Here is a 25074-nt window from a genome sequence, read left to right as displayed (position 1 = left end):
ATGCCCGACGGCGTGGACGCGGAGCGTGACCGGATGGTCCGCCGAGCGTCACGCCGAGCGGGGCGTCGTCGCCAGGGGAGCGCTCCACCGGGTAGGTTGCACGCGTGGAGGAGATCGACCGTGCCATCGTCGCCGCGTTGACCGCTGACGGCCGTCTGTCGTACACGGACCTGGCGGAGAAGGTCGGGCTGTCGGTCTCGGCCGTGCACCAGCGGGTCCGCCGGCTGGAGCAGCGCGGGGTGATCAGCGGCTACACCGCGCGGGTGTCGTTCGAGGCGCTGGACCTGCCGTTGACCGCCTTCGTGGCGATCCGGCCGTTCGACCCGTCGCAGCCGGACGACGCGCCCGAGCGGTTGGCCCACCTGCCCGAGATCGACTCGTGCTACTCGGTGGCGGGGGAGGACTTCTACCTGCTCCTGGTGCGGGTGGCCAGCCCGGCCGACCTGGAGCGGGTGCTCCAGGAGATCCGTACCGCCGCGAACGTCACCACCCGCACGACGGTGGTGCTGTCCACGCCGTACGAGGGCCGGCCGCCGAAGGTCGCCGCCCCCGGCCAGGGACGTCGCGTCCGGGGCAACGCGGACGCGACGTCAGCCTGAGCGCGACTGCCGTATCCGCACACTGCGTCACCCGTACCCGGGCACATCACCCCTGACACCGGTATGCCTCTCCGGCATATTTATGCCACAGCGGCATACCGGTGTCAGGGGTGATGTCGATGGGCGAGGACCAGGTTCAGCTCCCGTTCCAGCGCAGGATGACCCGGCGCCCGTGTTCGTGGCCGAGGACGCTGACGGTGGCCGTGTCCAGGCGCAGCAGTCCGCCGCCGGCCGGGGGCAGGCCGATCCACCGGGCGCCGACCACCCGTAGGCAGTGGGCGTGCCCGACCAGCCCGACGGTGCCCCGGTCGAGCAGGGGAGTGACCCGGGCGAGCAGCCGGTCGACGCGTGCGCCGATCTGGGCGGGGGACTCCCCGCCGGGGCAGCCGTCGGTCCAGATGTTCCAGGTGGGGCGTTCTCGCTGGATGTCGGCGGTGGTCCGGCCCTCGTACCCGCCGTAGTGCCACTCGGCGAGGTCGTCGTCGGTGGCGTCGACGGTGAGGCCGGCGAGCTGCGCGGTGTCCAGCGCCCGTAGCCGGGGGCTGGAGAGCACGGTGGCGAACCGCTGGCCGGCCAGTACCCCGGCCAGCGCCCGGGCCTGGCGTTCACCGTCGGGGGTCAGCCCCAGGTCGGTGTACGAGGTGTGGCGGTGGCTGGCGCTCCAGGTGGTCTCGCCGTGCCGGATCAGGAGGATCTCACTCACCCGCCCAGTCAACCACTCCTAGGACACCACCCTACATCTAGTGTCCTAGGACGCCATACCGGGTGTGCGCCGCCCCGCACACCCGGGTTTCGCCACCTGGGAACCGGGGACGCACGAGGAAGGCCGGGGCGGTAGCCCCGGGACCGCCGCAGCGACAGGAGGCGACATGAGCTTCACCGACAAGGCGAAGAACAAGGCCCAGGAGCTGAGCGGCGTTGCCAAGGAGCGGATCGGCGACGTCACCGACAACGAGCGGATGCGGGCCGAGGGCAGCACCGAACAGAGCTCGGCCCGGGCCCGTCAGGCCGGTGAGCACGCGAAGGACGCCGGCCGCGACGTGAAGGACGCGATGCGCTGACCGGCGTACGTGTGCGAGTGGCCCCCGGGATTTCCCGGGGGCCACTCGTGTCGCAGGCGCGTCGCCCCGAGACCGGTCGGTCGCGGAGGCGGCGGGTCGGTCAGTCGTCCCGGTGCGCGGCCCACCACTGCTGGCCGGGCTCGGGCAGGGTGTCGATCGGGTCGTAGTAGGCGTAGCGCTTGTTGAGCGCCTCCAGGTCGGCCGACTCGATCGAGGTGCGGTAGTTCTTGGTCCAGTAGGAGATGCCGCGTTCGCGGTCGTACTCGGTGAGCATGTGCACCCAGCGCTTGCCGACGAACGGCACGTCGCAGACGATCCGTGGGGTGGCGTAGCCGGGCAGGTAGCCCATGATGTCGTGCTGGAGCTGCTGGGCGTGCCAGACCGGGACCCGCCAGTGTTCGGCGTTGGGGATCATGTCGCACATGTAGAAGTAGTACGGCAGGATGCCCGCCTCGCCCTGGAGGGCGAAGCAGAGGTCGAGCAGGTCGGGGGCGGTGGCGTTGACGCCGCGCATGAGCACGCCCTGGTTGCGGACGTCGCGGACGCCGACGTCGAGGGCGGTCTGGGCGGCCCTGGCGACCAGCGGGGTGATCGACTGGGCGTGGTTGACGTGGGTGTGGATGGCGAGGTTGACCCCGCGCCGGGCGGCGGTGCGGGCGACCCGCTCCAGGCCCTCGACGACGTCGGGCTGGAGCCAGTGCTGGGGCAGGCCCATCAGCGCCTTGGTGGCGAGCCGGATGTCGCGGACGGTCTCCAGTTCCAGCAGTCGCATCAGGTACGACTCCAGGTTGCGCCACGGGACGTTGGCCACGTCACCGCCGGAGACGACGACGTCGCGGACGCCGGGGTGGGCCTTGAGGTAGCTGATGTGGGCGTCGTAGCGGTCGACGGGCTTGAGGGTGAGCTTGAGCTTGTCGACGGCGGGGGTGGAGTTGCCGACCAGGTCCATCCGGGTGCAGTGCCCGCAGTACTGCGGGCAGGTGGAGAGCAGTTCGGCGAGGACCTTGGTGGGGTAGCGGTGGGTGAGTCCCTCGGCGACCCACATGTCGTGTTCGTGGAGGGAGTCGCGGCTGGCGTAGGGGTGCGACGGCCAGTCGGTGCGCCGGTCGGAGGCGACGGGGATCATGTAGCGCCGGATCGGGTCGGCGAGGAACGCCTCGGTGGTCATCGGCGCGAACGGGACCATCGTGTTGATCATTTGCGGCGGCACCAGCATGGACATGGTGGCCAGGGCCTGCTGGTCGGCTTCCAGGTCGGCGTAGAAGGTCTCGTCGACGGTGTCGCCGAGGACGGTGCGTAGCTGTTTGATGTTCTTGACGCAGTTGACGCGCTGCCACTGGGCGCTCTCCCACTGTTCGCGGGTGATGTGGCACCAGCCGGGGAAGCGGGTCCAGTCGGGTTCGACCAGGGGGTTGCGGCGGTACTCGTAGGGCTGCCCGGCGGTCGGTACGGCGACCGGGGCGGGGCGGGGCCCAGGGATGGTCTCAACCGGTTGGGTCTGGGTCACGGCCCCTCCTCGTTGCGTGGTGCGGATGATCAGAGAGCCCGAAGGCTACTGGAAAATATCCGGTGAAGAAATTAGTCTGCCGTAAGTTTTCCCGCGACGCGAGTCCTGGTCGGGGCTTCGGGCGGTGGAGAAGGGGAGGTCGGCGTGACGTCACCGGTGGGTCTGCACCGTGTCGTGGAACCGGCGGGGGTGCTGCCGCAGGCGGCCTGGCGGCTGGACGCCGACCCGCGCATCGCCGCCAACGAGGTGCGCATCCGGGTGGAACGGCTGAATCTCGACGCGGCGAGCTTCCGGCAGTTGTCGGAGAAGCACGGCGGTGACGGGGAGAAGGTCCGCGCCGAGGTGCTGGAGATCATCGCCAGTCGGGGCAAGATGCAGAACCCGGTGACCGGTTCGGGTGGCATGTTGATCGGCACCGTCGAGGAGTCCGGCCGCCGGTCGCCGCTGGGGTTGCGGGTCGGTGACCGGGTGGCGACGCTGGTGTCGTTGACGCTGACCCCGTTGACCGTCCTCGACGGGTTGGCCCGCTGGGACGGGCGCAGCGAGCAGGTGCCCTGCGACGGGTACGCGATCCTGTTCGCCCGGTCCATCGCGGCGGTGCTGCCGGCGGATCTGCACCCGGAGTTGTCCCTGGCGGTGCTGGACGTGTGCGGGGCGCCGGCGTTGACCGCGCGGGTGGTCCAGGAGCAGGTGCGGCGGCGGGGCTGGGAGCAGGATTCGCGGCCGGTGAGTGTGGCGGTGATCGGCGGGGCGGGCAAGAGCGGGTCGTTGTCCCTGGCGGCGGCGCGGCGGGCGGGCGCCGGTCGTACCGTCGGGGTGGTGCCGGTGGCGGTGGAGCGTGACGCGCTGGAGGCGGCCGGTCTGGCGTCGGTGGTGGCGTTGGCCGATGCCCGGGATCCGGTGGCGCTGTCGACGGCGGTGACCACGGCGTTGGGTGCGCCGGCGGACGTGACGGTGGTCTGCGTGGACGTGCCGGGCTGTGAGCACGGGGCGGTGTTGGCCACCGCGGACGGCGGTACGGTGATCTTCTTCTCGATGGCGACGAGTTTCGCGGCGGCGGCGTTGGGTGCGGAGGGTCTGGCGGCGGACGTGACGATGCTGGTGGGCAACGGGTACGTGCCGGGGCATGCGGAGCTGGCGTTGGATCTGCTGCGGTCGGAGCCCGGGGTCCGTGGTCTCTTCGAGTCCCGGTTGGCGGCAGACTGAGTGCCATGACGAACCCCTCGACGTTGTACCGCGGCGGAGTGCTGCACTGTCCGGCGGAGCCGAGCGCGACGGCGCTGCTGGTGCGTGACGGTCGGATCGCCTGGTTGGGTGTCGACGCGGATGCGCCGGCCGCGGACCGGGTGGTGGAGCTGGGCGGTGGTTTGGTGACGCCGGCGTTCGTGGACGCGCACGTGCACGCCTCGGACACCGGGTTGGTGTTGTCGGGGCTGGCGCTGTCGTCGGTGCGGTCGGCGGGGGAGTTGCTGGACGCGGTGTCGGCGTTCGCGGCGGGTCTGCCGGGTGACGGGGTGGTGCTGGGGCACGGCTGGGACGAGTCGTACTGGGCTGACCGGCGGTTGCCGGACGCCGGTGAGCTGGATCGGGCGGCGGGTGGGCGGCGGGTGTATCTGTCGCAGGCGTCGATCCATTCGGCGTTGGTGTCGCGGGCGTTGTTGGCGGCGTGTCCGGAGGTGGTCGACGCGGCGGGGTACGACGCGTCGGGATGGTTGCGGCGGGACGCGCACCATGTGGTGCGGGCGGCGGCGCAGGGGTCGGTGGGTCGGGCGCAGCGGGTGGCGGCGCAGCGGGTGGCGCTCGCGCACGCGGCGTCGTTGGGGATCGCGGCGGTGCACGAGTGTGGTGGTCCGGAGATCTCCGACGAGGAGGACTTCACGGGTCTGCTGGCGTTGTCCGGGGTGGGTTTGCCGGAGGTGTACGGCTACTGGGGTGAGTTGTCGGGTGCGGCGCGGGCCCGGGAGTTGGGTGCGGTGGGTGCGGGTGGTGATCTGTTCGCCGATGGGGCGTTGGGGTCGCGGACGGCGCACGTGTCGGCGGCGTACCTGGATGCGGAGGGTTGTGGGCATGGCTATCTGACGGCTGATCAGGTGCGTGATCATCTGTTGGACTGCGCGGCCCACGGCATGCAGGGTGGGTTTCACGCGATCGGGGACGCGGCGATCGGCACGGTGTTGGCGGGGTTCGCGGCGGCGGCGGCGAGGTTGGGTACGGATCGGGTGCGGGCGGCCCGGCATCGGGTCGAGCATGCGGAGATCATGAGCAAGCGGTTGATCGCCGGGTTCGTGGAGTACGGGATCGTGGCGAGTATGCAGCCGGCGTTCGACCGGTTGTGGGGTGGCGCGGGTCGGATGTACGAGTCGCGGCTGGGGTTGGACCGGTCGTGGGAGTCGAATCCGATGGGGGCGATGCACTCGGTGGGGGTGGCGTTGGCGTTCGGGTCGGATTCGCCGGTGACGCCGTTGGATCCGTGGGGTGCGGTGCGGGCGGCGGCGGCGCATCACAACCCGAAGCAGCGGATGAGTGTGCGGGCGGCGTTCGCCGCGCACAGCCGGGGTGGTTGGCGGGCGGTGCATCTGGACAGCGAGGGGGTGCTGGCGTTGGGGGCGCCGGCGACGTTCGCGGTGTGGTCGACGCCGGCGGGGGTGGATCGGGGGCTGCCGGTGGTGCAGGCCGATGATCCGGAGTTGCGGGGTGTGGACGATCCGACGCCGTTGCCGGTGTGTCGGCGTACGGTGCTGCGCGGTGAGGTGATCTATGAGGAAGGGTCTGCGTGAGCGAGCGAACCGTCGGTGTGGCAGGGGCGCGGGTTGTGCTGTCGCCGAGCGATGCGGGGTGATGGCGTGACGGGCAAGCTTGACCTGGATCCGGTGTTGGTGGGTCGGGCGCGGGAGTTGGCGCGTCGGGCCGGGCAGCCGGTGGTGGATCTGGCGCGGAGTCATACCACGGTGTCGGTGGAGCGGGCGGTGCTGCGGTTGGCCGGGGTGGCCGGCGCGGATCCGGATGGTATTCCGTGGGTGAACCGGTTGGTGGATGCGGTGGTCGCCGACGTGGGGTTGGGGCACGGGGTGGCGGTGCCGGTGTTCGACGCCCTGGCTCGGGAGCAGATCACCGATGTGACGTTGTTGGCGCAGCAGGCGGCGGCCGGGTCGGTGCGGTTCGGGGTGCCGTCGGGTCGGGCGGCCACGGCGGCGCGGCGGGCGGCGCGGCGGGCGGTCGGGGTCGGGGTGCGTGCGATCGATCGGCGGCGGGCGGAGCGGGATCGTCTGGTGCGGCGGTACGGGGATCCGGTGCGGCGGCCGTGGATTTATCTGATCGTGGCGACCGGGGACATCTACGAGGACATTCCGCAGGCGCAGGCGGCGGCTCGGGCGGGCGCGGATGTGATCGCGGTGATCCGGTCGACGGGGCAGTCGTTGTTGGACTATGTGCCGGAGGGGGCGACCCGGGAGGGGTTCGCGGGCACGTATGCGACGCAGGAGAATTTCCGGTTGATGCGGGCGGCGTTGGATGTGACGTCGCGGGAGTTGGGTCGGTATGTGCGGCTGACGAACTACGCGTCGGGGTTGTGTATGCCGGAGATGGCGACGCTGGCCGGCCTGGAGCGGCTGGACATGATGCTCAACGACTCGATGTACGGGATTCTGTTCCGGGACATCAATCCGATCCGTACGTTCGTGGACCAGCGGTTTTCCCGGCAGGTGCACGCGCGGGCGGGGATCATCATCAACACCGGTGAGGACAACTACCTGACCACTGCGGACGCGGTGGACGAGGCGCACACGGTGACGGTGTCGCAGTTGCTCAACGAGTTCTTCGCGCACGAGGCGGGGTTGGCGGACTGGCAGTTGGGGTTGGGGCACGCGTTCGAGATCAACCCGGAGGTGCCGGAGTCGTTCCGGTTGGAGTTGGCGCACGCGTTGCTGGCGCGGGAGTTGTTTCCGGATGCGCCGTTGAAGTGGATGCCGCCGACGAAGCACATGACCGGGGACGTGTTCCGGGGCAATCTGCTGGACGGGTTCTTCAATCTGGTGGGGACGATGACCGGGCAGGGGATCCTGCTGGTGGGGATGATGACGGAGGCGGTGGTGACGCCGTGGTTGTCGGATCGGGACATCGCCTTGCAGAACGTGCGGTACGTGTTGGGTGCGGCCGGTGGGTTGCATGAGGATTTCGTGCCGGCGCCGGGTGGGTTCATCCAGCAGCGGGCCAACCTGGTGTTGGGTGCGGCGGTGGATCTGTTGGAGCGGATCGGGGACCAGTCGTTGTTGACGGCGATCGCCGAGGGCACGTTCGGGATCATGAAGCGGCCGGCGGACCGGGGTAAGGGTCTGGCCGGGGTGGCGGCGCACGCCGGGGACTACTACAACCCGGTCACCGAGATCCTGGAGCAGTCGGTATGAGTGGCGGGTCGATCGTGCGGCCGTACGGGGACACCACCGGTGACGGGATGGTGCAGGTGTCGTTCACGTTGCCGGTGCCGCATGACAAGCGGGCCGAGGGTGCGGCGGTGCAGTTGGCCAACCGGATGGGCATTGATCCGGCGATGCTGGTGCACGCCAAGCCGATGAGTGACGGGTTCACCTTCTTCGTGGTGTACGGGCGGGTGAACCATCTGGTGGATCTCTCCCAGGTGCAGGTGGTGGAGCGGGATTTCGCGCTGCTGTCGGCCAAGGAGGTCAACGCGGTGGTGAAGCAGCGGTTGCGGCGCAAGTTGTCGGTGGTGGGGGCGTGTATCGGTACGGACGCGCACACCGTGGGCATCGACGCGATTCTCAACGTGAAGGGCATCGCCGGGGAGAAGGGTCTGGAGTACTACCGGGAGTTGAAGGTGACCAATCTGGGTGCGCAGGTGAGTGTGCCGGAGTTGGTGGAGGCGGCCCGGGTGGAGAAGGCCGACGCGGTGTTGGTGTCGCAGGTGGTGACGCAGCGGGACGCGCATCTGCACAACACCCGGGAGATGTCGGCGGCGTTCCGGGAGGCGATGCCGGTGGGGCGTCGGCCGTTGCTGATCGTGGGTGGGCCGCGGTTCGACGAGACGATGACCGGCGAGTTGGGTGTGGATCGGATCTTCGGTCGGGGCACCACCCCGGGTGAGGTGGCGTCGTACCTGGTCCATGCGTTGATCACGAGTAAGAGGGTGAAGGTATGAGCGACGCGCGGCTGGGGTTGACGGTGACGCATCGGCGGTATGTGCCGTACTCGCATGCCCATTACGCGGGGAACCTGGTCGACGGGGCGTACGCGTTGGGGTTGTTCGGGGATGTGGCCACGGAGGTGTGTATCCGTACCGACGGTGACGAGGGGTTGTTCGCCTCGTACGCGGATGTGCAGTTCGTGGCGCCGATGAAGGCCGGTGACGTGTTGGAGGTGACGGCGACGGTGACCCGGGTGGGTACCCGGAGCCGTACCGTCGATTTCGTGGCGCGGGTGGTGTGCCGGGGGCGTCCGGACCGGGGTGAGTCGGCCGCCGAGGTGCTGGCGGAGCCGATCGTGGCGGTGACGGCGACCGGCACCGTGGTCGTCCCTGCGGCGGCGTGAGTCTGGCTGTCTGCGCCGACGTCGGGTCGACCTGGACCAAGGCGGCGGTGGTGGATCTCGACGGTGGGGTGTTGGTGGCGGCGGCGTCGGCGCCGACGACGGTGGGCACGGACGTGCTGCGTGGTCTGGACGCCGCCGTCGGCCTGGCCGGCGGGGCGGACCTGCCGTGGTATGTGTGTTCGTCGGCCGGGGGTGGGTTGCGGCTGGCGGTGGTGGGTTACGAGCCGCTCGTCACGGCGCAGGCGGGCCGGCGGGTGGGTCTGTCGGCGGGGGCGAACGTGGTGCACGTGGCCGCCGGGCGGTTGGGCGCGGCGGAGGTGGCGGCGCTGCGGGCGGCCCGTCCGGACGTGGTGCTGCTGGTCGGTGGCACCGATGGTGGGGACGCCGAGACGCTCACCCACAATGCGACCCGGCTGGCGAGGGCCCGGTGGCGGGTGCCGGTGGTGTTGGCCGGCAACGTCGATGTCCGGGCGGGGTTGCATGCCCTGTTGGCGGCGGCGGGGGTGCCGGTGTCGGTGGCGGACAATGTGCTGCCCCGGATCGGGGTGCTCGCGCCGGGGTCGGCGCGGGCGGCCATCCGGGAGGTGTTCCTGCGGCATGTCATCGGCGGTAAGCGGCTGTCGCGGGGCGGCCGGTTCGCGCGGCTGGTGCGGGCGGCCACGCCGGACGCGGTGTTGACCGGGGTGGAGGTTCTCGCCGACGCGGTCGGCGGTGACCTGGCCGTGGTGGATGTGGGTGGGGCCACCACCGACGTGTACTCGGTGCTGACGCCGGACGAGCGGGACAGTGGGCCGGGTCGGGAGGTGGCCGGGACGTTGTGGCGGGCCCGCACCGTGGAGGGGGATCTGGGGATGCGGTGGAGTGCCCCGGGTGTGGTCCGGGCGGCCGTCGAGGAGCGGCTGCTGGGTGGCGACGAGTCGGATCTGCTGGTGTCGGCGGCGGCGGCGCGGGCCGCCGACCCGGGGTTTCTGCCCGCCGGTGACGCTGATCGGGCGGTGGACCGGCGGATTGCCGGGCTGGCGGCGACGGTGGCGTTGCGTCGGCATGCCCGGGGCGCGTCGACGGGGGAGCGGGCCGGGCGTGACCTGCGGGATGTGAAGCTGCTGGTGGGTTCCGGTGGTGTGCTGCGTCACGCTCGCGTCGACGACGCGGTGGAGGTGCTGGCGGGGGTGCTGGCCGACCATGCCGGGGGGTGGGCGTTGCCGCGGGCGGCTCGGCCGGTGGTGGATGTGGATTACGTGCTGGCTGCCGGGGGTCTGCTCGCGGGGGAGCATCCGGTGGCGGCGGCGGCGTTGTTGCGTCGGCATCTCGGCACGGATTGAGACGCGCCGACGCGACACGCCGTGGTGGACGACACGACTGGCCGGGGGTGGGTTGACAGCGGCGGGGGTGTAGGCCGTACCGTCTTTGAGTCCTACTACGGGAAGCGGCTGTTGTTCGCTTCGTCCCTTCGTCCGCTGGCCGAGCGACATTTGGTGCAACTCGTCGCGGCGGCCAGGTCCAGCGGGCGGGGGTCGGCGGGGCGGCGCGAACCGGCCGCGGTTACCGGTGTACGGGCAGGGTGAAAGGCACGGCCAGTAGACAACGGCCAGGCGGGGGCAGCCAGTCCACCGTCCGGTCGGTCCGAAGGTCGGCGCCGCTCATTCTCGCCCCACCGGCCGGGAAGGGCCTGGGAGCATCGGGGCGCGGCTTAGGCCGCGCCCCGATTTTGTTGCCCCGGCCGGGGCGGGGTGTCGCCGCCGGCGGCGGACATCCATCGGCGCTGGCCGGGTAGCCTTCGGCCCGTGATCGTGGTGAGGTGCCGGTGACGACGCTCGACCGGGATGAGACCCGTACCACCCCGGTGGTGCGGCGGGTGGACGCGGTGCCGCTGCGGGTGGCGGTGCCCCTGGCGGTGGCCGCCGGGGTGGCGCTGCTGCTGGCGTTCCCCCCGTACGGGCTGTGGCCGCTCGCCCCGGTGGGGGTGGCGGGGCTGGCCGTGGCGGCGCACCGGCGGCGGCTGCGGGCCGGCGCGGGGTTGGGTTTCCTCACCGGGTTGGCGTTGTTCGCGCCGCTGCTGGAGTGGACGAACCTGCACACCGGCTACCTGCCGTGGGTGCTGCTGTCGCTGCTGCAGGCCGGCTACCTGGCGTTGTTGGGGGCCGCCACCGCCTGGGTGTCGCCGCTGGTCGACCGGCACCGGTGGGGGTGGCCGGCGGTGACCGGGGTGCTGTGGGTGGGGCAGGAGGCGCTGCGCGACCGGACCCCGTTCGGCGGGTTCCCGTGGGGGCGGCTGGCGTTCAGCCAGGACACCTCTCCGCTGCTGCGGCTGGCCTGGCTGGGGGGCGCCCCGCTGGTCACCTTCGCCGTCGCGGTGGCCGGTGGGCTGCTGGTGGCGGGGCTGTGGCGGCGTTGGCCGGGCGTCGAGGGGGCGTGGCGGCCGGTCGCCGGGGTGGCCGCCGCGGTGGTGCTGCTGTGCGCGGTGGGGCTGGCGATGCCCACCGGGTCGGCCGGGGACGGCCGGTCGGTGCGGGTGGCGATCGTGCAGGGCAACGTGCCGCGGCTGGGTCTGGACTTCAACGCGCAACGGCAGGCGGTGCTCGACAACCACGTCGACGCGACCCTCGACCTGGCCCGGCAGGTCACCGCCGGTACGGCGCAGCGGCCCGACCTGGTGGTGTGGCCGGAGAACTCCTCCGACATCGACCCGTTGCGCAACACCGGCGCCGGGGCGCGGATCTCCGAGGCCGCCGACGCGATCGGCGTGCCGATCCTGGTCGGCGCGGTGCTCGTCGGCCCCGACGACGGGGAGGTCCGCAACGCGGGCATCCTGTGGCGGCCCGGTGCCGGACCCGACCTGTCGCAGCTCTACACCAAGCGGCATCCGGTGCCGTTCGCCGAGTACGTGCCGCTGCGGTCGCTGGCCCGGATGGTCTCGACCCAGGTCGACCGGGTCCGCGCCGACTTCGTGGCCGGTGCCACCCCCGGGGTGGTCGACGCGGGTCCGGCGGTGCTCGGTGACGTGATCTGCTTCGAGGTGGCCTACGACGGGCTGGTGCGCGACACCGTCGACGGTGGGGCGCAGGTGCTGGTGGTGCAGACCAACAACGCGACGTTCGACGTCGCCGAGGCCCGCCAGCAGTTGGCCATGGTGCGGCTGCGGGCGGTGGAGCACGGCCGTGCCGCGTTGATGGCCTCCACGGTCGGGGTGTCCGGGTTCGTTTCCCCCGATGGGCGGGTAAGCGACGCCACCGGGTTCAACACCCGTGCGGTGGTGGTGCGACAGTTGACCCTGGCCGACGGTGGCACTCCGGCCACCCGGGCCGGGGTGTGGCCGGAGGTGGCCCTGGCGGGGCTGGCGGTGGCCGTCCTGGCCGGGGCGGCGGGGCTGCGCCGGCACCGACGGCGGGCCGCCGTCGGCAGGTGAGCCGCGGCACCCGGAGAGGCGGGGGAGACGGTGGGCGAGGCAGTGGTGGGACATCCCGGTGTGGGACGGGTGCTGGTGGTGATTCCCACCTACAACGAGGCCGACAACGTCACCGACATCGTGGCCCGGGTCCGCCGGGCCACCCCCGCCGTGGACGTGCTGGTCGTCGACGACAACAGTCCCGACGGCACGGGTGCGCTCGCCGAGGCGATGTCGGCCACCGACTCCCACGTGCACGTGCTGCACCGGCGGGGCAAGGAGGGCCTGGGGGCGGCGTACCTGGCCGGTTTCGGGTGGGCGCGGCAGCGCGGCTACGACGCGGTGGTGGAGATGGACGCCGACGGTTCGCACGCCCCGGAGGACCTGCCGAGGCTGCTGGCGGCGGCCCGTGACGCGGATGTGGTGATCGGGTCGCGGTGGACCAGCGGGGCGCGGGTGGTGAACTGGCCGCTGCGGCGGCTGCTGCTGTCGCGGTGCGGCAACCTGTACGCGCGGATGGCGTTGGGGATGCCGGTCTCGGACGCCACCGGTGGTTTCCGGGTCTACCGGTTGTCGGCGTTGCGGGCGATGGAGTTGGAGTCGGTGTGCTCCCAGGGGTACTCGTTCCAGGTGGAGCTGTCCCGGCTGGCGCACCGGGCGGGGGCACGGATCGTGGAGGTGCCGATCACGTTCGCCGAGCGGGAACGCGGCGCCAGCAAGATGAGCCCGCTGATCGTGGCGGAGGCGTTGTGGCGGATCACCACGTGGGGGCTGCGGGACCGGCGGCCGCGTCGGCTGCGTCCCGGTCACGACCGGTGGCCGTGAGCGCCGTGGCATGCTGGAGGGGCGGGCCTTTCGCCCCCGGGCGGGTCCGGCCGGCGGCGACGACCGGGCGCCGCGCGACGCGGATGAGGTGAGATGCGCCGATACCTGAGGTTCGTGCCGCTGGGCCTGCTGCTGGCGGTGGTGCTGGAGCTGGCGGTTTTCGTCGGGGTGGGTCGGGCCGTCGGGTTCGGTTCGGCGGTGCTGCTGGTGTTCGCCGCGTCCCTGCTGGGGTTGGTGCTGCTGCGCCGGGAGGGGATGCGCGCCTGGCGGGGGTTCCGCAGTTCGGTGGAGTCCCGGCAGCCGCCGGGACGGCAGGTGACCGACGGTCTGGTGGGGTTGGTGGGTGCCCTGTTGCTGGCGATCCCCGGCCTGGTCAGTGGCGTGGTGGGGTTGCTGCTGCTGGTGCCGCCGGTGCGTCGGCTGGTCCGCGCCGGGGTGCAGCGTGCCGCCGAGCGGCGGGTGTCGTCGATGGTCGCCGGTGACCTGTTCGGCCCGCGTACGGTGCGGGTGCGCCGGGGGGAGCCCACCCCGGCCGGGCCGCCGCCGGCCGAGGACGTGGTCAGCCCGCAGGTGGTCGACGGTGGGCGGGCCATCGAGGGGGAGATCGTCGAACCTCGCCGGCCCTGACCCGATCGACGGGCCGTACGGCTGAACGACGGCGCCCCCGGGGATCATCCCCGGGGGCGCCGTCGTCGGTGCGGGTGCGGCTCAGGCCCGGCCGCGGCGGGTGCGGACCTCCTGCAGCCGCTCGGCCAGGATGTCCTCCAGCTCGGCGATGGAGCGACGCTCCAGCAGCATGTCCCAGTGGGTACGCGGCGGCTTGGCCTTCTTCTGCTCCGGCTCGGTGCCGTCGACGAGCCGGGCGACGCTGCCGTCGAACTTGCACTCCCAGGTCGTGGGGACCTCGGCGTCGACGGCGAACGGCACCTCGAACTGGTGACCCTTGGCGCAGAGGTACTCGCGGGTCTGACGCGGCGCGAGCTCCGTGTTGCGGTCGGATTCGTAGCTGACCGCGCCCAGACGGCTTCCGCGCAGCATACGCTCGCCCATGATCGACTTCCCCTCGCTCGTGGTGCTGGTCTACCGGTGTAACGGCCGGTCACCGCCGGGGCATTCCCGCCCAGCCGGGTGGTGGGGCCCCAGCAAGGGTAGCCGGCCACCAGACGAACCCGACGGGGTCATCCCCGGCCGGGTCGAATCGGTGGAGTGGTTCGGTGTTCACCGGCGATGGTAGCCGCCCCGGGTCCGCCGGCGGTGACGACGGGCCGGGCCATGGCGATAGCATCCGCCCCATGACCACCACCGTGCACCCCGGCGCCTGCCCCCTGGACTGCCCGGACACCTGCGTCTGGCAGCTCACCGTCACCGACGGCCGGGCGGTGGCGCTGCGCGGCGACCGGGAACACCCGTTCACCCGGGGCGCGCTGTGCGGAAAGGTCAACCGCTACCTCGACGCGGTCAACGGTCCCGACCGGCTCACCACCCCGCTGGTGCGGGTCGGACCCAAGGGCGCCGGGCCGGTGTCGTACCGGCCGGCGACCTGGGACGAGGCGGTCTCCCGGGTCGCCGACGGGCTGCGCGCGAGCATCGACGCCCACGGCCCGGAGTCGATCCTGCCGTACTACTTCGCCGGCACGATGGGCCTGGTGCAGGGCTGGACGATGGGGCCGCGGCTCTTCGCCCACCTCGGCGCGTCCCGGCTGCGTACCACCATCTGCACCGCCGCCTCCCGCGCCGCCCTCGGTTCCATCTACGGCAGGTCGGTCGGCTTCGAACCGGAGTCGGTGGTGGACGCGAAGCTGATCGTGCTGTGGGGGGCGAACCTGCTCTCCACCAACCTGCACCACTGGCCGTTCGTCCGCCAGGCACAGGCCGACGGCGCGTACGTGGTCACCGTCGACCCGCTGCGCACCGACACCGCCGCCCGCAGCGACGAGCACGTGGCGCCGCTGCCCGGCACCGACGCGGCGCTCGCGCTCGGGCTGATGCGGCAGGTGCGGGACCTCGGCGGCGCCGACCGGGAATGGTTGGCCGCGTACACCGCCGGCTGGGACCGGCTGGAGGCCCGCCTCGACGAGTGGCCGGTGGAGCGCGCCGCCGCCGAGTGCGGCCTCGACGTCGACGTGGTCCGCCGCCTCGGCACCCGGATCGCCACCACCCGCCCCACCGCCATCCGGATCGGGCTCGGCCTGCAACGGCACGCCGGCGCCGGGCAGGCGGTCCGGGCGATCGCGGCGATCCCCCTGATGACCGGTGACTTCCGGTATCCGGGCGGTGGGGCGCTGGCCACCACCTCCGGGCACCACCGCATCGACCCCGACCGGGTCGCCCGGCCGGCCGGCATGCCCGCCCCGCCGGCCCGGTCGATCAACATGAGCCGGCTCGCCGCCGCGCTGACCGGTGAGGCCGACCCGCCGGTCAGCGCGCTGGTGGTCTTCGACACCAACCCCGTCGCCACCGTCCCCGACCAGAACCGGCTGCGACAGGGACTGCTCCGGGCGGACCTGTTCACCGTCGTGCTGGAGCAGCGCTGGACCGACACCTGCGACTTCGCCGACGTGGTGCTGCCCGCCACCATGCAGCCCGAACACCTGGACCTGCAGACCTCCTACGGCCACCACTACGCCACGCTGAACCTGCCGGCGAGCATCCCGCCCGGCGCGGCACTGCCCAACACCGAGATCTTCCGCCGGATCGCCGCCGCCCTCGGGCTGGACCACCCGCGGCTGCGTGACAGCGACGAGGACCTGGCCCGGCAACTGCTCGACGGCAGTGGGGTCAGCTACGAGCAACTGGCGGCGACCACGTACGCCCGGGCCACCGGCGTGGCGGTGGGCTGCGCCCCGTACGCGGAGGGTGGTTTCCCCACCCGCGACGGCCGGGCCCGGTTCCACGACCCGCAGCTCACCGCGCAGGGCGTCGACCCGCTGGTCGGCTACACGCCGCCGGCCGAGGCCGGTGACGCCGCGCTGGCCCGCCGGTTCCCCCTGGCGTTGATCTCCCCCGCCGGCCGGTTCTTCATGAACTCCACGTTCGCGTCGCTGCCGTGGCACCGGGACCGCACCGGCCCGCCCCGCATCCACCTGCACCCCGACGACGCCGCCGCCCGGGGTCTGACCGACGGCGACCCGGCGCGGGTGCACAACGACCGGGGCGAGTTCCTGGCCGCCGTCGCCGTGGACGACGCCACCCGCCCCGGGTTGGCGTTCACCTACAAGGCGTACTGGGCGCGGCTGAGCCCCGGCGGCAGCACCGTCAACGCGGTCACCGGGGTACGCGACACCGACCTGGGTGGCGGGCCGACGTTCCACGACACCCGGGTGGAGGTGACGGCCGCTCAGCCGGCCTGAGCCGCGCCGCTGAGCCGGGCCAGCGCGGCGGCCAGGTCGCTGACCTGGTCGGCGAGCTGACCGGCCCGACGCTGGGCGGCGTCCCGCTCGGCCTGCGCCGCCGGTAGCCGTAGCGCCAGTTCGGCGCGGCGGGCCTCGGCGTCGGTGCCGGCCTGCCGGGCCTCGGCCAGCGCGGCGGTCAGGCCGTCCACCCGGGCCAGGGCGGCGGCCAGCTCCTCCCGCGTCCGGGCGGTCGACGCGGCGGCCTCCTCACGGACGGCGTCGGCGTCGGCGCGCGCGGCGTCGGCGTCGCGGCGGGCCGCCTCGGCGTCAGTCGTGGCCTGCCGGGCCCGCCGGCCGGCGGCGTCGGCCGCGGTGCGGGCCGCCGCCGCGTCGGCCTGCGCCCGTTCGGTCTCCGCCCGCGCGGCGGTGGCCTCGGCGGTGGCCCGCACCGCGTCGGCGCGGAACCGGTCGGCGTCGGCGCGGGCGGTGTCCCGCTCGGCGGTCAACGCGACGCCGCGCTGCCGTGCGTCGTCGCGTTCGGCGCGCAGGGTACGCAGCTCGTGGCGGGCGGCGTCGCGGTCACGTTCGGCCTGCACCCGCAGGGCCTCGGCGGCGGTGGCGGCCCGGCGGGCCGTGTCGGCCTCGGCCCCGGCCCGGGTGGCCTGCTCCTCGGCGGCGGCGGCGCGCGCGTCGGCCCGCCCGGCCAGGGCCTCCGCGGCCTCCCGCCCGGCGGTCGCGGCCCGGGTGTCCTGCCGGGCGCGGGTGGACTCGGCGGCAGCCGTCTCGGCGGACTCGCGGGCCTCGTCGCGTTCGGTGTGGGCCTGGGCGACCTGCGCGGCGGCGTCGGCGCGGACCTGCGCGAGCTGCCGTTCCACCCCGACCGGGGACAGTTCGGCGTGCAGCGCCTCGGTCAGCGTGTCCACGATCTGGTCCAGCCGGTCGACGGCCTCCCAGGTGCGGGCCACCTGACCGGGCAGGCCGGGGGCGTTGCGGTGACGCATCCGCGAGTTACGTGACGCCCGCTGGCAGGCGCCGTCGTTGTCCCGGCAGTAGCGAAACGGGCGGCCCGCGCCGGCGCGCTGCGGCACGTCCCGTCCACAGTGCGCGCAGGGTCGGGTGTCGGCGGGGGCGGGCTGGACGTCCATCGAGGCGGAAGTCTAGTGCGCTGTCCAGGACCGTACGCCGGGTCGGTCGGCCGGGCCGCCACCACCACGCCGCCGGCCGACGAAGACGAAACGAAGATTCCACCCGAACGTCCCCTGCCGGTGGACATCACGCCCGCCACCGGTATGCCACCGTGGCATAAATATGCCACGGTGGCATACCGCTCCACGGGTGACGGCCACCCCCGTGAGACTGCCAGCAACGCCAGGATCCACCCCGGGGCACCTACCCCGACATCTCGCCGGTCACCCCACGCGCGATCGGCCGACACGCTCCGGCCGGCCGACACGCAGCCGGCCGGTCAGCCGCCGAAGGCCACCCTTACGGCCGTGCCGGCCGGCAGGTCGAGCAGCGCCTCGCCGTACGGGCTGCCGACCCGGACCCGTTGATCGTGGTCGGCGACCAGCCGGGCGGTGACCCGGCCGACGTCCCAGGCCAGTTCCTCGACGGTGAGCCGGCCCCGGCAGGTCACCCCGCGCAGCACCCCCCGGTCGAGGCCGGGCGGCACGGCCGGCAGCAGCCGCAGCAGGCCGGGCCGGGACTGCACCAGGGCCTCGATCAGCACCGCCGGCAGGGTGTGCGCGGCGTCGGCGTTGTACGTCACCAGGCCCGGGTTGTGGGCGCTCATCAACGACCGGAAGAACATGTCCCCGCCGACGATCTTGCGCAGGTTCACCCCGACCAGGTCACCGTCGCCCAGCCGGGCCGCCACCAGGGCCCGGTGCAGACTGCCGTGCGCCGATACGTTCTCGTCCCCCCGTACCTCCAGCGCCCGGCGGGCCGCCCCGGCCAACTCCGGGGTGTCCTCCGGGTCGATCTCGTCGGCCGGCCACACCGGGTAGAGGTGGCTGACGTGCCGGTGGTCGTCGTCGGCGCGGTAGCCGGGCCACACCCACTCGGCCAGGGCGCCCCGCTCGTCGACCCGGTAGCCGGGCAGCCGGTCCAGCAGCGCCGCCCACCGCTGCGACCCGGTCACCTCGGCGGCCACCACCATCGCGTGCCGGGCGGCGGCGACGTCCATCGTGGCGTTCACCGCGACGGGCACCGGCCGACCGTCGTCGTCCAGCGGCCCGGTCTCCGCCGAGTACGACGGCACCAGCGCCAACTCACCGTCGACGTCGGTGAGCACGTCGGCGAAGAAGTCGGCCACCTCACCCAGCCAGCCGGCCACCTCACCCAACGGCTCCCCGGTCACCTGATGGTGCTCGTACAGCGGTTGCAGCAGCCAGTCCGCGCCGGCCAGCCAGGCGGTGAACGGCCAGTGCGGGTGGACGTGGAACAGGTGCCCGTGCTCCCCGTCGGTGCGGCTGGGCGCCAGCAACCCGCGCGCCCCGTACACCGCGCGGGCGTTGCGCCGCCAGTCGTCGACCTGGGCGCGCACCAGCCGGGCGTGCGCCGCGGTCACCTCCGGCAGCGCGCCGACGTTGGCGCCGGCCAGTTGCAGGTTCAGGTTCGCGTCGGTGGTGAAGTCCCCGGCCCAGGCGGCGTCCCAGGACGCCAGCCAGATCCCGGTCAGCCGGGGCGGCAGCACCCCGCTGGCGCTGAACAGCAGGTACCGGCCGGCGTGGAAGAGCCGTTCCAGCAGCGCCGGGTCCAGCCGGTCGGGCGCGGCGAGTTGCCGGGCGATCAGCTCGCCCACCGGCCGGTCCCGGTCGGTCTTCGGCACCGCCAGGTCCAAGCTGACCCGGCCGTAGGGGCGGGCATGCCGGTCGACGTGGCGGGCCAGCAGCGTCGGGTAGTCGTCCCCGCCGTCGGCCAGCCGCCGCTGCAACTCGGCGGTCCGCCACGCCGGCGTCTCCGTGCGGTCCAGCACGGTGGTCAGCAGCGCCGGCCCGCGCACCAGCACCCGGTCCCCGGCGGGTTCGGCGTCCCCGCGCACCAGGGTCAGCCCCTCGAAGCCGTACGCCCCGCCGGCGTCCGGGTAGCGGCCCCGCACCCGCAGGAACACCAGCCCGTCGTGGCGGTACGCGGTGGTCTCGTAGGACACCGTGTCGGGGCGACCGGGCAGGTCACCGGTGCCGCCCAGGACAACCGCCCCCATGTCGAGGTGGGTGACGACCAGCCGGTCGGCGCGGGAGACGAAGCAGCGCCGCCGCCCACCGGACCAGACGACGACCACCTCCCCGGTGGTAAAGTCGGTGTGCCGCCGGTAGTCGTGCACCGGCGCCGGCGGGGCGTCGACGGTCAGCGCGAACCCCGGGTGGTACGACTGCGTCCACACCAGCTCCCGGCCGCCGGTGAGCAGCTCGCCCGCCTCGGCCCGCCGGCCGGCGAGGACCAGTTCCCGGATCCGGGGCAGCATCGCGGCCAGCTCCGGCGGCCGGGCGTCGCGGGTGCCGTTGGGCAGCACGAACCGGTGGTGGTTGAGCACCAGCCGCTCGGCGTACGGATCGCCGTGCACCATCAGCCCGTACTCGCCGTTGCCGGTGAGGAACGCGTCCTCCCAGCCGGCGGCGGGACGGTCGTCCCAGATGCGGTGCGCCGACGGTGGCGGCCCGGCCGTCACCGTCGCACCTCCACCGCCGGTGCGGCGGTGCTGTCCCGGATGGTCAGCCGGGGCGGCAGCAGGGTGACCTCCGGTACCGGCTCGTCACGCAGTTTGCGCATCAACAGCGCCACCGCCTGCCGGCCGACCTCCTCGGCGGGCACCGGCACCGAGGTGAGCCGGGGGCCGGCCTGCTCGGCGAACTGGTCCGGGCAGATCGCCACCACCGACATGTCCTGCGGCACCCGCCGGCCCAGGGTGGGCAGGACGGCCAGCACCGGGCCGACGGCCGCCTCGTTCTGCACCACCAGCGCGGACAGCTCCGGGTGCCGGTCCAGCAGGGCGGCCAGGTCGCGGCGGATCACCGTCGGCCCCTCCTCGCAGGGCTGGGTGACCACCTCGACGCCGTGCCGGCGGGCCGCCTCGACGACACCGGCCCGGGTGCGGTGGGCGAAGCCGGTACCCCGGTCGTAGACGGCGGCCGGCGCGCCGAGCAGCGCCACCCGGCGGTGCCCCAGCCCGGCCAGGTGTTCCACGCACACCTGGCCGGCGCGCTGGAAGTCCAGGTCCACACAGGTCAGCCCGGTCGGGTCGGCGGGGACGCCGATCAGCACGCTGGGCCGGGCCAGCTCCCGCAGCAGCGGCACCCGGGAGTCGTCCAACTCGACGTCCATCACCAGCACCCCGTCGACCATCGCGCTGCCGGCGATGCGGCGCAGCCCGGACGGCCCCTCGTCGGAGGTGACCAGCAGGACGTCGTGGTCGACCCGGCGGGCCGTGGTCACCACCGCGATGGCGAACTGCATCACCACCGGCACCTGCATCCCGGCCCGCAGCGGCAGCACCAAGGCGATGGTGTTGGCCCGCCGGCTGGCCAGCGCCCGCGCCCCGGCGTTCGGGTGGTAGCCCAGCTCCCGGATGCTGGCCAGCACCCGGGTACGGGTCACCTCGGAGATGGCCCGTTTGCCGCTGAGCACGTACGACACGGTGCTCACCGCCACCCCGGCGTGCCGGGCGACGTCGACGATGGTGACCTGGTCGGCCGACTTGCGGCCCCGCCCGGGCGTGCCGGTCACCGCGGCCCGCCGCCGGCCCGCACCGCCGGTCGCTCCTGCGCCGCTGCGCTCCCCGCGCGTACGGTCACCGCGCCGACCAGCCGGATGTCCCGCGCGGAACGGCCGACCAGCAGGGTGTGCGTGGCGTCCTCCACCACCGGGCCGCCGTGCTGCTCGTCCCACCAGCTCAGCTCGGCGGTGCGCAGCCGCAGGGTGACCACCCGCCGCTGGCCGGGGGCGAGGGTGAGCCGGGCGAAGTCCCGCAACTGCCGCAGTGGCTGCTTGGCCCGGGACCGCCGCTGCCGGGTGTAGAGCTGCACGATCTCCTCGCCCTCCCGGTCGCCGGTGTTGGTGACCTCGACGCTCACCTCGACCTCGTCGCCGGCGGTCACCGCCGGCACGCTCACCCGGAGGTCAGCGTAGTCGAACCGGGCGTAACTGAGGCCGTGGCCGAACGGGTACAGCGGCTCGCCCCGGTAGTACAGGTAGGTGCTGTCGGCGCCGATCACGTCGTAGTCGAGCAGGTCGGGCAGCTCTGTCGCGTCGGCGTACCAGGTCTGGGTGAGCCGGCCGCCGGGGTCGGCCTCGCCGAGCAGCACCTCGGCCAGGGCGGTGCCGTGTTCCTGCCCACCGTGCGCCGACCAGAGCACCGCCGGCAGGTGTTCCTGCGCCCAGCCCACCGCGTACGGGTAGCTGCTGGTCACCACCAGCACGGTGCGCGGGTTGGCGGCGTGCACGGCGCGCAGCAGCCGTTCCTGCCCGGCCGGCAGGGCCAGGTCGACCCGGTCCTCGGTCTCCCGGCCGTTGACCATCGGGTGGTTGCCCAGCGCCACCACCGCCACGTCGGCGTCGGCGGCCAGCGCGGCGGCCTCGGCGGCGCCGTCGGCGACCAGTTCGACGGTGAACGCGGTGGCGGTGTCCGGGTCGGGGGCGTCGGCGCGCAGCCGCCCGTCGTCGCCGACCCGCACGTACGCGCCGGTGGCGAGGTGGTGCAGCAGCGCGGTGCCGTCGGGGCGGGGCTGGAAACGGAAGGTCTCCCGGACCACCCAGCCGCCCGGCCCGGGTCGGTCGTTGGTCAGCGCGCCGTCGTCGTCGGCGCCGACGTGCCGGCCGTTGGCCACCGCCCGCAACGCCACCGTGTCGCGTCCCCAGTCGAACACGTCGAACGAGGTGTCGTCGGGGCCGTCGCCGGCGGTCAGCGGGCCGCCCTGCGGTGAGCGGGGGCAGCGGACGTACCGGTCGCCGATCCGCAGCGCGATCCGGTCCGCCCCGGGGTGGGTGGTGACCGCCGGCAGCCGTCCGGCCAGGCCCTCCCGGGCGGTGACCGCGTACGGCAGGGTGCCGCTGTACCAGTCCTCGTGGACGGTGTCGGCGAGCGGGCCGAGCACCGCGACCCGGGGCGTCGCGGCGGGGGACAGCGGCAGCAGCCCGTCGTTGCGCAGCAGCACCATCGACTGGCGGGCGGCCTCGCGGGCCAGTTCCCGGTGGGCGGGGCCGTCGACCACGTCCAGGGACACCCCGGCCCACGGGTCCCGCTCCGGTGGGTCCAGGTCGCCCAGCCGGATCCGGACGGTGAGGACGCGCCGCACCGCCCGGTCCACGTCGGACTCCTCGATCAGCCCCCGGTCCAGCGCCTCGGTGAGCCGCCGCACGGTCGGTCCGCTGTCGGCGTCGTCCTCGGTGAAGTTGTCGATGCCGGCCCGCAGGGCGGCGGCGAAGCCGGCGACGTGGTCGGGCAGGTGGGCCTGCACCCCGGCGATGTTGGTGACCGCCCCGGCGTCGCCGACCACCATCAGCTCGTCCGGCGTCCACCGGCGCAGCTCGGCGTCGAGCAGTGGGCTCAGGTGCGCCGGCACCCCGTTGACCAGGTTGTACGAGGCCATCACGGCGACCGCCGCGCCGGCGGCGAGCGGGGCGCGGAACGCCGGCAGTTCGTACTCGTGCAGTACCCGCGGTGGCAGGTCGCTGGAGGTGGTGGCCCGGTCGGTCTCGTTGTTGTAGCCGAGGAAGTGCTTGACCGTGGGGGCGGTGCGCAGCCGGTCGGGGTGGTCGCCGCGCAGCCCCTGCGCGTACGCGGTGGCGAGCCGGCCGGTCAGCCACGGGTCCTCGGACCAGCCCTCCTCGTTGCGGCCCCACCGGGGGTCGCGCAGCGGGTTGACCACCGGCGCCCACACGTTGAGGCCGACGGCGGCCGGGGCGGCCTGGTGCTTGACCCGGACCTCGTCGCCGACGGCGGCGCCCACCGCCCGGATCAGCTCGGGGTTCCAGCTACTGGCCAGGCCGATGGCCTGCGGGAAGACGGTGGCCGGGCCGAGCCAGGCGACCCCGTGCAGCGCCTCGGTGCCGGTGCGGAACCCGGGCAGCCCCAGGCGGGGCACCGGGGCCTGCCACTGGTGCAGCAGGCCGATCTTCTCCGGCAGGGTGAGCTGGGCCAGCAGGTCGTCGGCGCGCGCCTCGGGGGACGGTCCGGTGGCGCGGGCGGTGGGGTCGTTCATCTGCGGTTACCTTCCGGTGGGCTCGCGGTGAGGCGCCGGCCGGCAGTCGAAGCGCTTCGACTGCCGTGGTGACGAGCGGCATCGTGCCGTGGTGGAGGTGACAGTCGTCGGCCCGGAGCGGCGAAGCGCTTCGACGGCTGTGGAAAGCATGCCGCCCCGGGTGCCCGAACGACGGGGCGGCGGTTCGAGGTTGGCACCTGCCCGCCGATCCGGTCAAGGGGTGACCGGCACCCGGGTCAGCCGGCGGGGAGCCGACCGGCCTCGATGGTGGCCAACGCGGCGGTCGCCCCGCCGAGCGCGGTGGCGCAGGAGTCCAGGGTGGAGGCGTCGAGCCGGCAGCCGCCGGCCTGCGGGGCGAGGGTCCGCGCGGCCAACTCCGCCCGGGCCGCCGGCAGCAGCCAGGGGGCCAGGGTGGCGAAGTGCCCACCCACCACGACCGCCTCCGGGTTGAGCAGGTTGGCCAGCACCGACACGCCGTGACCGAGATGCCGGCCGACCTCGGCGAGCCCGGCCAGGACGAACGGGTCCTCCTGGCGGGCGAGCACCAGGATCCGGTCGACCTCCGGCAGGTAGTCGGTGACCGGTCCGTCCTGTTCGGTGTCGGGCAGCAGCCGGCGGACCACGGCCGGCAGCGCGGTCAGGCCGGCCAGGCAGCCGCGCCGCCCGCACGGGCACGCGGGGCCGGCCGGGTCGAGGCAGACGTGCCCGAGTTCACCGGCGTGACCACGGCCGCCGCGCAGCAGCCGGCCACCGGCGAGCACCCCGGCGCTGACGGACACGCCGCCGGTGAGGTGGACCAGGTCGGCCGTGCCGGCGTACGTGCCGTGCCGCTGCTCGGCGAGCACGGCGAGGTTGGCGTCGGTGTCGACGCCGATGGTGAAGCCGGTCTCCCGCAGCGCGGCCCGCAGCTCGGCGGCGAGCGGCACGTCCCGCCAGCCGAGGCCGCTGGCCAGTGGCACGGCCCCGGTGGTGTCGACCAGCCCGGGCACCCCGACGGTGAGGCCGAGCACGGTACGCCCCTGGCCGGTGACCCGGCCGACCGCCCGCCGGGCCAGGGTGGCCAGGGCGCGGACGGTCTCGCCGGGGGAGGACGTCGGTGCGGGGAACGCCCGTCGCCAGGTGAGCAGCCGGTTGCCGCCCAGGTCCACGGCGACCACCACCAGGTCGTCCGCGCCGATCTGCAGGCCCAGTGCCGCGTACGGTTCACCGTCGAGGACGAGCATGGTGGCCGGCCGGCCGACCCGGTTCTCGGTCAGCCCGGTCTCGCGGACCAGACGCCGCTCGATCAGCTCGGCGACCAGGCTGGACACGGTGGCCTTGTTGAGCCCGGTGGCGGCGGCGATGTCGGCCCGCGAGCAGGGCGCGTGCAGGCGGACGTGCCGGAGGACCACGGCCCGGTTGGCCACCCGGACGTCGCCGAGGTCGGTCGGCTGCGGTTCGTTGTGGATGCTGATCACGATCTGCCCGCTCCCTGCGCCCGATGGTGCGCGATCCCGCGCCGGTGAATCATCGCCCACCGGCGCCGCCGGGGTTGGCGGCGGCGGGCGACGCTGCCGTGGCGGACGGATCACCGTCGAGAAGATTGTTCGGCTGGAAACCCAACTAACTTTAGCGGCCCGCACCTG

At 73.7% G+C, this 25074-nt stretch carries 20 protein-coding genes; 12 read left to right on the top strand and 8 right to left on the bottom strand.

The genetic code is table 11. From position 1 onward, the window contains the following. Nucleotides 1–104 precede the first annotated feature (104 nt). The gene (locus ACIQG9_RS18130; protein ID WP_400403547.1) at nucleotides 105–599 is read left to right on the top strand and encodes an Lrp/AsnC family transcriptional regulator; all 495 of its coding nucleotides are present in this window, start codon (nucleotides 105–107) and stop codon (nucleotides 597–599) included. A 136-nt stretch (nucleotides 600–735) separates the two neighbouring features. On the opposite strand, the gene ACIQG9_RS18125 is transcribed toward ACIQG9_RS18130, so the two are convergent. Then, nucleotides 736–1302, bottom strand: coding sequence for a histidine phosphatase family protein (locus tag ACIQG9_RS18125; protein WP_400403544.1), 567 nt, complete (start codon nucleotides 1300–1302; stop codon nucleotides 736–738). 166 nt (nucleotides 1303–1468) lie between these two features. Here ACIQG9_RS18125 and ACIQG9_RS18120 point away from each other — a divergent pair, with 166 nt between their 5' ends. Continuing rightward, nucleotides 1469–1660, top strand: coding sequence for a CsbD family protein (locus ACIQG9_RS18120; RefSeq protein ID WP_400403541.1), 192 nt, complete (start codon nucleotides 1469–1471; stop codon nucleotides 1658–1660). Nucleotides 1661–1760: 100 nt separating this feature from the next. Here ACIQG9_RS18120 and ACIQG9_RS18115 read toward each other — a convergent pair whose 3' ends face one another. Beyond that, nucleotides 1761–3167 carry a KamA family radical SAM protein gene (locus ACIQG9_RS18115; protein WP_400403538.1) on the bottom strand — a complete coding sequence of 469 codons (1407 nt, stop codon included), beginning with the start codon at nucleotides 3165–3167 and terminating at the stop codon, nucleotides 1761–1763. 156 nt (nucleotides 3168–3323) lie between these two features. On the opposite strand from ACIQG9_RS18115, the gene ACIQG9_RS18110 reads away from it, so the two are divergent. The 9 genes from ACIQG9_RS18110 (at nucleotide 3324) to ACIQG9_RS18070 (ending at nucleotide 13545) form a co-directional block, all read left to right on the top strand. Further along, nucleotides 3324–4373, top strand: a complete 1050-nt coding sequence (locus ACIQG9_RS18110) for a zinc-binding alcohol dehydrogenase (protein ID WP_400403818.1) — start codon at nucleotides 3324–3326, stop codon at nucleotides 4371–4373. Nucleotides 4374–4378: 5 nt separating this feature from the next. After that, on the top strand, nucleotides 4379–5944 hold the full coding sequence (locus ACIQG9_RS18105; protein WP_400403535.1) for an amidohydrolase: 1566 nt from the start codon (nucleotides 4379–4381) through the stop codon (nucleotides 5942–5944). Nucleotides 5945–6010: 66 nt separating this feature from the next. After that, a complete protein-coding gene (locus ACIQG9_RS18100) occupies nucleotides 6011–7570 on the top strand; it encodes a lysine 5,6-aminomutase subunit alpha (RefSeq protein ID WP_400403533.1) in 1560 nt (519 codons plus the stop codon). Further along, entirely contained in the window at nucleotides 7567–8319 is a 753-nt protein-coding gene (locus tag ACIQG9_RS18095) for an OAM dimerization domain-containing protein (RefSeq protein WP_400403532.1), read from the top strand. Before ACIQG9_RS18100 ends, ACIQG9_RS18095 begins: the two co-directional genes overlap by 4 nt. Next, nucleotides 8316–8708, top strand: a complete 393-nt coding sequence (locus tag ACIQG9_RS18090; RefSeq protein ID WP_400403529.1) for a hotdog domain-containing protein — start codon at nucleotides 8316–8318, stop codon at nucleotides 8706–8708. The genes ACIQG9_RS18095 and ACIQG9_RS18090 overlap by 4 nt, the downstream gene beginning before the upstream one ends. Continuing rightward, nucleotides 8705–10030, top strand: a complete 1326-nt coding sequence (locus ACIQG9_RS18085; RefSeq protein WP_400403526.1) for a glutamate mutase L — start codon at nucleotides 8705–8707, stop codon at nucleotides 10028–10030. The genes ACIQG9_RS18090 and ACIQG9_RS18085 overlap by 4 nt, the downstream gene beginning before the upstream one ends. Before the next feature lie 482 nt (nucleotides 10031–10512). Further along, entirely contained in the window at nucleotides 10513–12114 is a 1602-nt protein-coding gene (gene lnt / locus ACIQG9_RS18080) for an apolipoprotein N-acyltransferase (RefSeq protein WP_400403523.1), read from the top strand. A 30-nt stretch (nucleotides 12115–12144) separates the two neighbouring features. Beyond that, nucleotides 12145–12918: a polyprenol monophosphomannose synthase gene (locus tag ACIQG9_RS18075; RefSeq protein WP_400403521.1), complete on the top strand. Its 774-nt coding sequence runs from the start codon at nucleotides 12145–12147 to the stop codon at nucleotides 12916–12918. A 93-nt stretch (nucleotides 12919–13011) separates the two neighbouring features. After that, the gene (locus ACIQG9_RS18070) at nucleotides 13012–13545 is read left to right on the top strand and encodes an FxsA family protein (RefSeq protein ID WP_400403518.1); all 534 of its coding nucleotides are present in this window, start codon (nucleotides 13012–13014) and stop codon (nucleotides 13543–13545) included. An 81-nt stretch (nucleotides 13546–13626) separates the two neighbouring features. On the opposite strand, the gene ACIQG9_RS18065 is transcribed toward ACIQG9_RS18070, so the two are convergent. Then, nucleotides 13627–13968 carry an RNA polymerase-binding protein RbpA gene (locus ACIQG9_RS18065; RefSeq protein ID WP_007070998.1) on the bottom strand — a complete coding sequence of 114 codons (342 nt, stop codon included), beginning with the start codon at nucleotides 13966–13968 and terminating at the stop codon, nucleotides 13627–13629. Nucleotides 13969–14210: 242 nt separating this feature from the next. Between ACIQG9_RS18065 and ACIQG9_RS18060 the strand changes: the two genes are divergently transcribed. After that, on the top strand, nucleotides 14211–16268 hold the full coding sequence (locus ACIQG9_RS18060; RefSeq protein ID WP_400403515.1) for a molybdopterin-dependent oxidoreductase: 2058 nt from the start codon (nucleotides 14211–14213) through the stop codon (nucleotides 16266–16268). On the opposite strand, the gene ACIQG9_RS18055 is transcribed toward ACIQG9_RS18060, so the two are convergent. The 5 genes from ACIQG9_RS18055 to ACIQG9_RS18035 form a co-directional block, all read right to left on the bottom strand. Continuing rightward, on the bottom strand, nucleotides 16256–17395 hold the full coding sequence (locus tag ACIQG9_RS18055) for a hypothetical protein (protein WP_400403512.1): 1140 nt from the start codon (nucleotides 17393–17395) through the stop codon (nucleotides 16256–16258). The genes ACIQG9_RS18060 and ACIQG9_RS18055 overlap by 13 nt on opposite strands. A gap of 320 nt (nucleotides 17396–17715) precedes the next feature. Beyond that, a complete protein-coding gene (locus ACIQG9_RS18050) occupies nucleotides 17716–19920 on the bottom strand; it encodes a glycosyl hydrolase family 95 catalytic domain-containing protein (RefSeq protein WP_400403509.1) in 2205 nt (734 codons plus the stop codon). After that, on the bottom strand, nucleotides 19917–20975 hold the full coding sequence (locus ACIQG9_RS18045) for a LacI family DNA-binding transcriptional regulator (protein WP_400403506.1): 1059 nt from the start codon (nucleotides 20973–20975) through the stop codon (nucleotides 19917–19919). Before ACIQG9_RS18045 ends, ACIQG9_RS18050 begins: the two co-directional genes overlap by 4 nt. Next, nucleotides 20972–23449 carry a glycoside hydrolase family 3 C-terminal domain-containing protein gene (locus ACIQG9_RS18040; protein ID WP_400403503.1) on the bottom strand — a complete coding sequence of 826 codons (2478 nt, stop codon included), beginning with the start codon at nucleotides 23447–23449 and terminating at the stop codon, nucleotides 20972–20974. The genes ACIQG9_RS18045 and ACIQG9_RS18040 overlap by 4 nt, the downstream gene beginning before the upstream one ends. Nucleotides 23450–23685: 236 nt before the next feature. After that, complete coding sequence (locus ACIQG9_RS18035) at nucleotides 23686–24906, bottom strand: ROK family protein (protein ID WP_400403500.1); 1221 nt, start codon at nucleotides 24904–24906, stop codon at nucleotides 23686–23688. Nucleotides 24907–25074: the final 168 nt, after the last annotated feature.

It is taken from the genome of Micromonospora sp. NPDC092111 (assembly GCF_044755745.1).
In the GTDB taxonomy this organism is placed as follows: domain Bacteria; phylum Actinomycetota; class Actinomycetes; order Mycobacteriales; family Micromonosporaceae; genus Micromonospora.
Note: the sequence above shows the minus strand (reverse complement) of the source record. Positions and strands in the feature narration are given on the sequence as shown.

Bases quoted from the DNA above. Each gene is read 5' to 3' on its own strand.
- ACIQG9_RS18055 (WP_400403512.1), bottom strand. From the start codon at position 17,395: ATGGACGTCCAGCCCGCCCCCGCCGACACCCGACCCTGCGCGCACTGT.
- ACIQG9_RS18090 (WP_400403529.1), top strand. From the start codon at position 8,316: ATGAGCGACGCGCGGCTGGGGTTGACGGTGACGCATCGGCGGTATGTG.
- ACIQG9_RS18095 (WP_400403532.1), top strand. From the start codon at position 7,567: ATGAGTGGCGGGTCGATCGTGCGGCCGTACGGGGACACCACCGGTGAC.
- ACIQG9_RS18065 (WP_007070998.1), bottom strand. From the start codon at position 13,968: ATGGGCGAGCGTATGCTGCGCGGAAGCCGTCTGGGCGCGGTCAGCTAC.
- ACIQG9_RS18105 (WP_400403535.1), top strand. From the start codon at position 4,379: ATGACGAACCCCTCGACGTTGTACCGCGGCGGAGTGCTGCACTGTCCG.
- ACIQG9_RS18060 (WP_400403515.1), top strand. From the start codon at position 14,211: ATGACCACCACCGTGCACCCCGGCGCCTGCCCCCTGGACTGCCCGGAC.
- ACIQG9_RS18040 (WP_400403503.1), bottom strand. From the start codon at position 23,449: ATGAACGACCCCACCGCCCGCGCCACCGGACCGTCCCCCGAGGCGCGC.
- ACIQG9_RS18120 (WP_400403541.1), top strand. From the start codon at position 1,469: ATGAGCTTCACCGACAAGGCGAAGAACAAGGCCCAGGAGCTGAGCGGC.
- ACIQG9_RS18070 (WP_400403518.1), top strand. From the start codon at position 13,012: ATGCGCCGATACCTGAGGTTCGTGCCGCTGGGCCTGCTGCTGGCGGTG.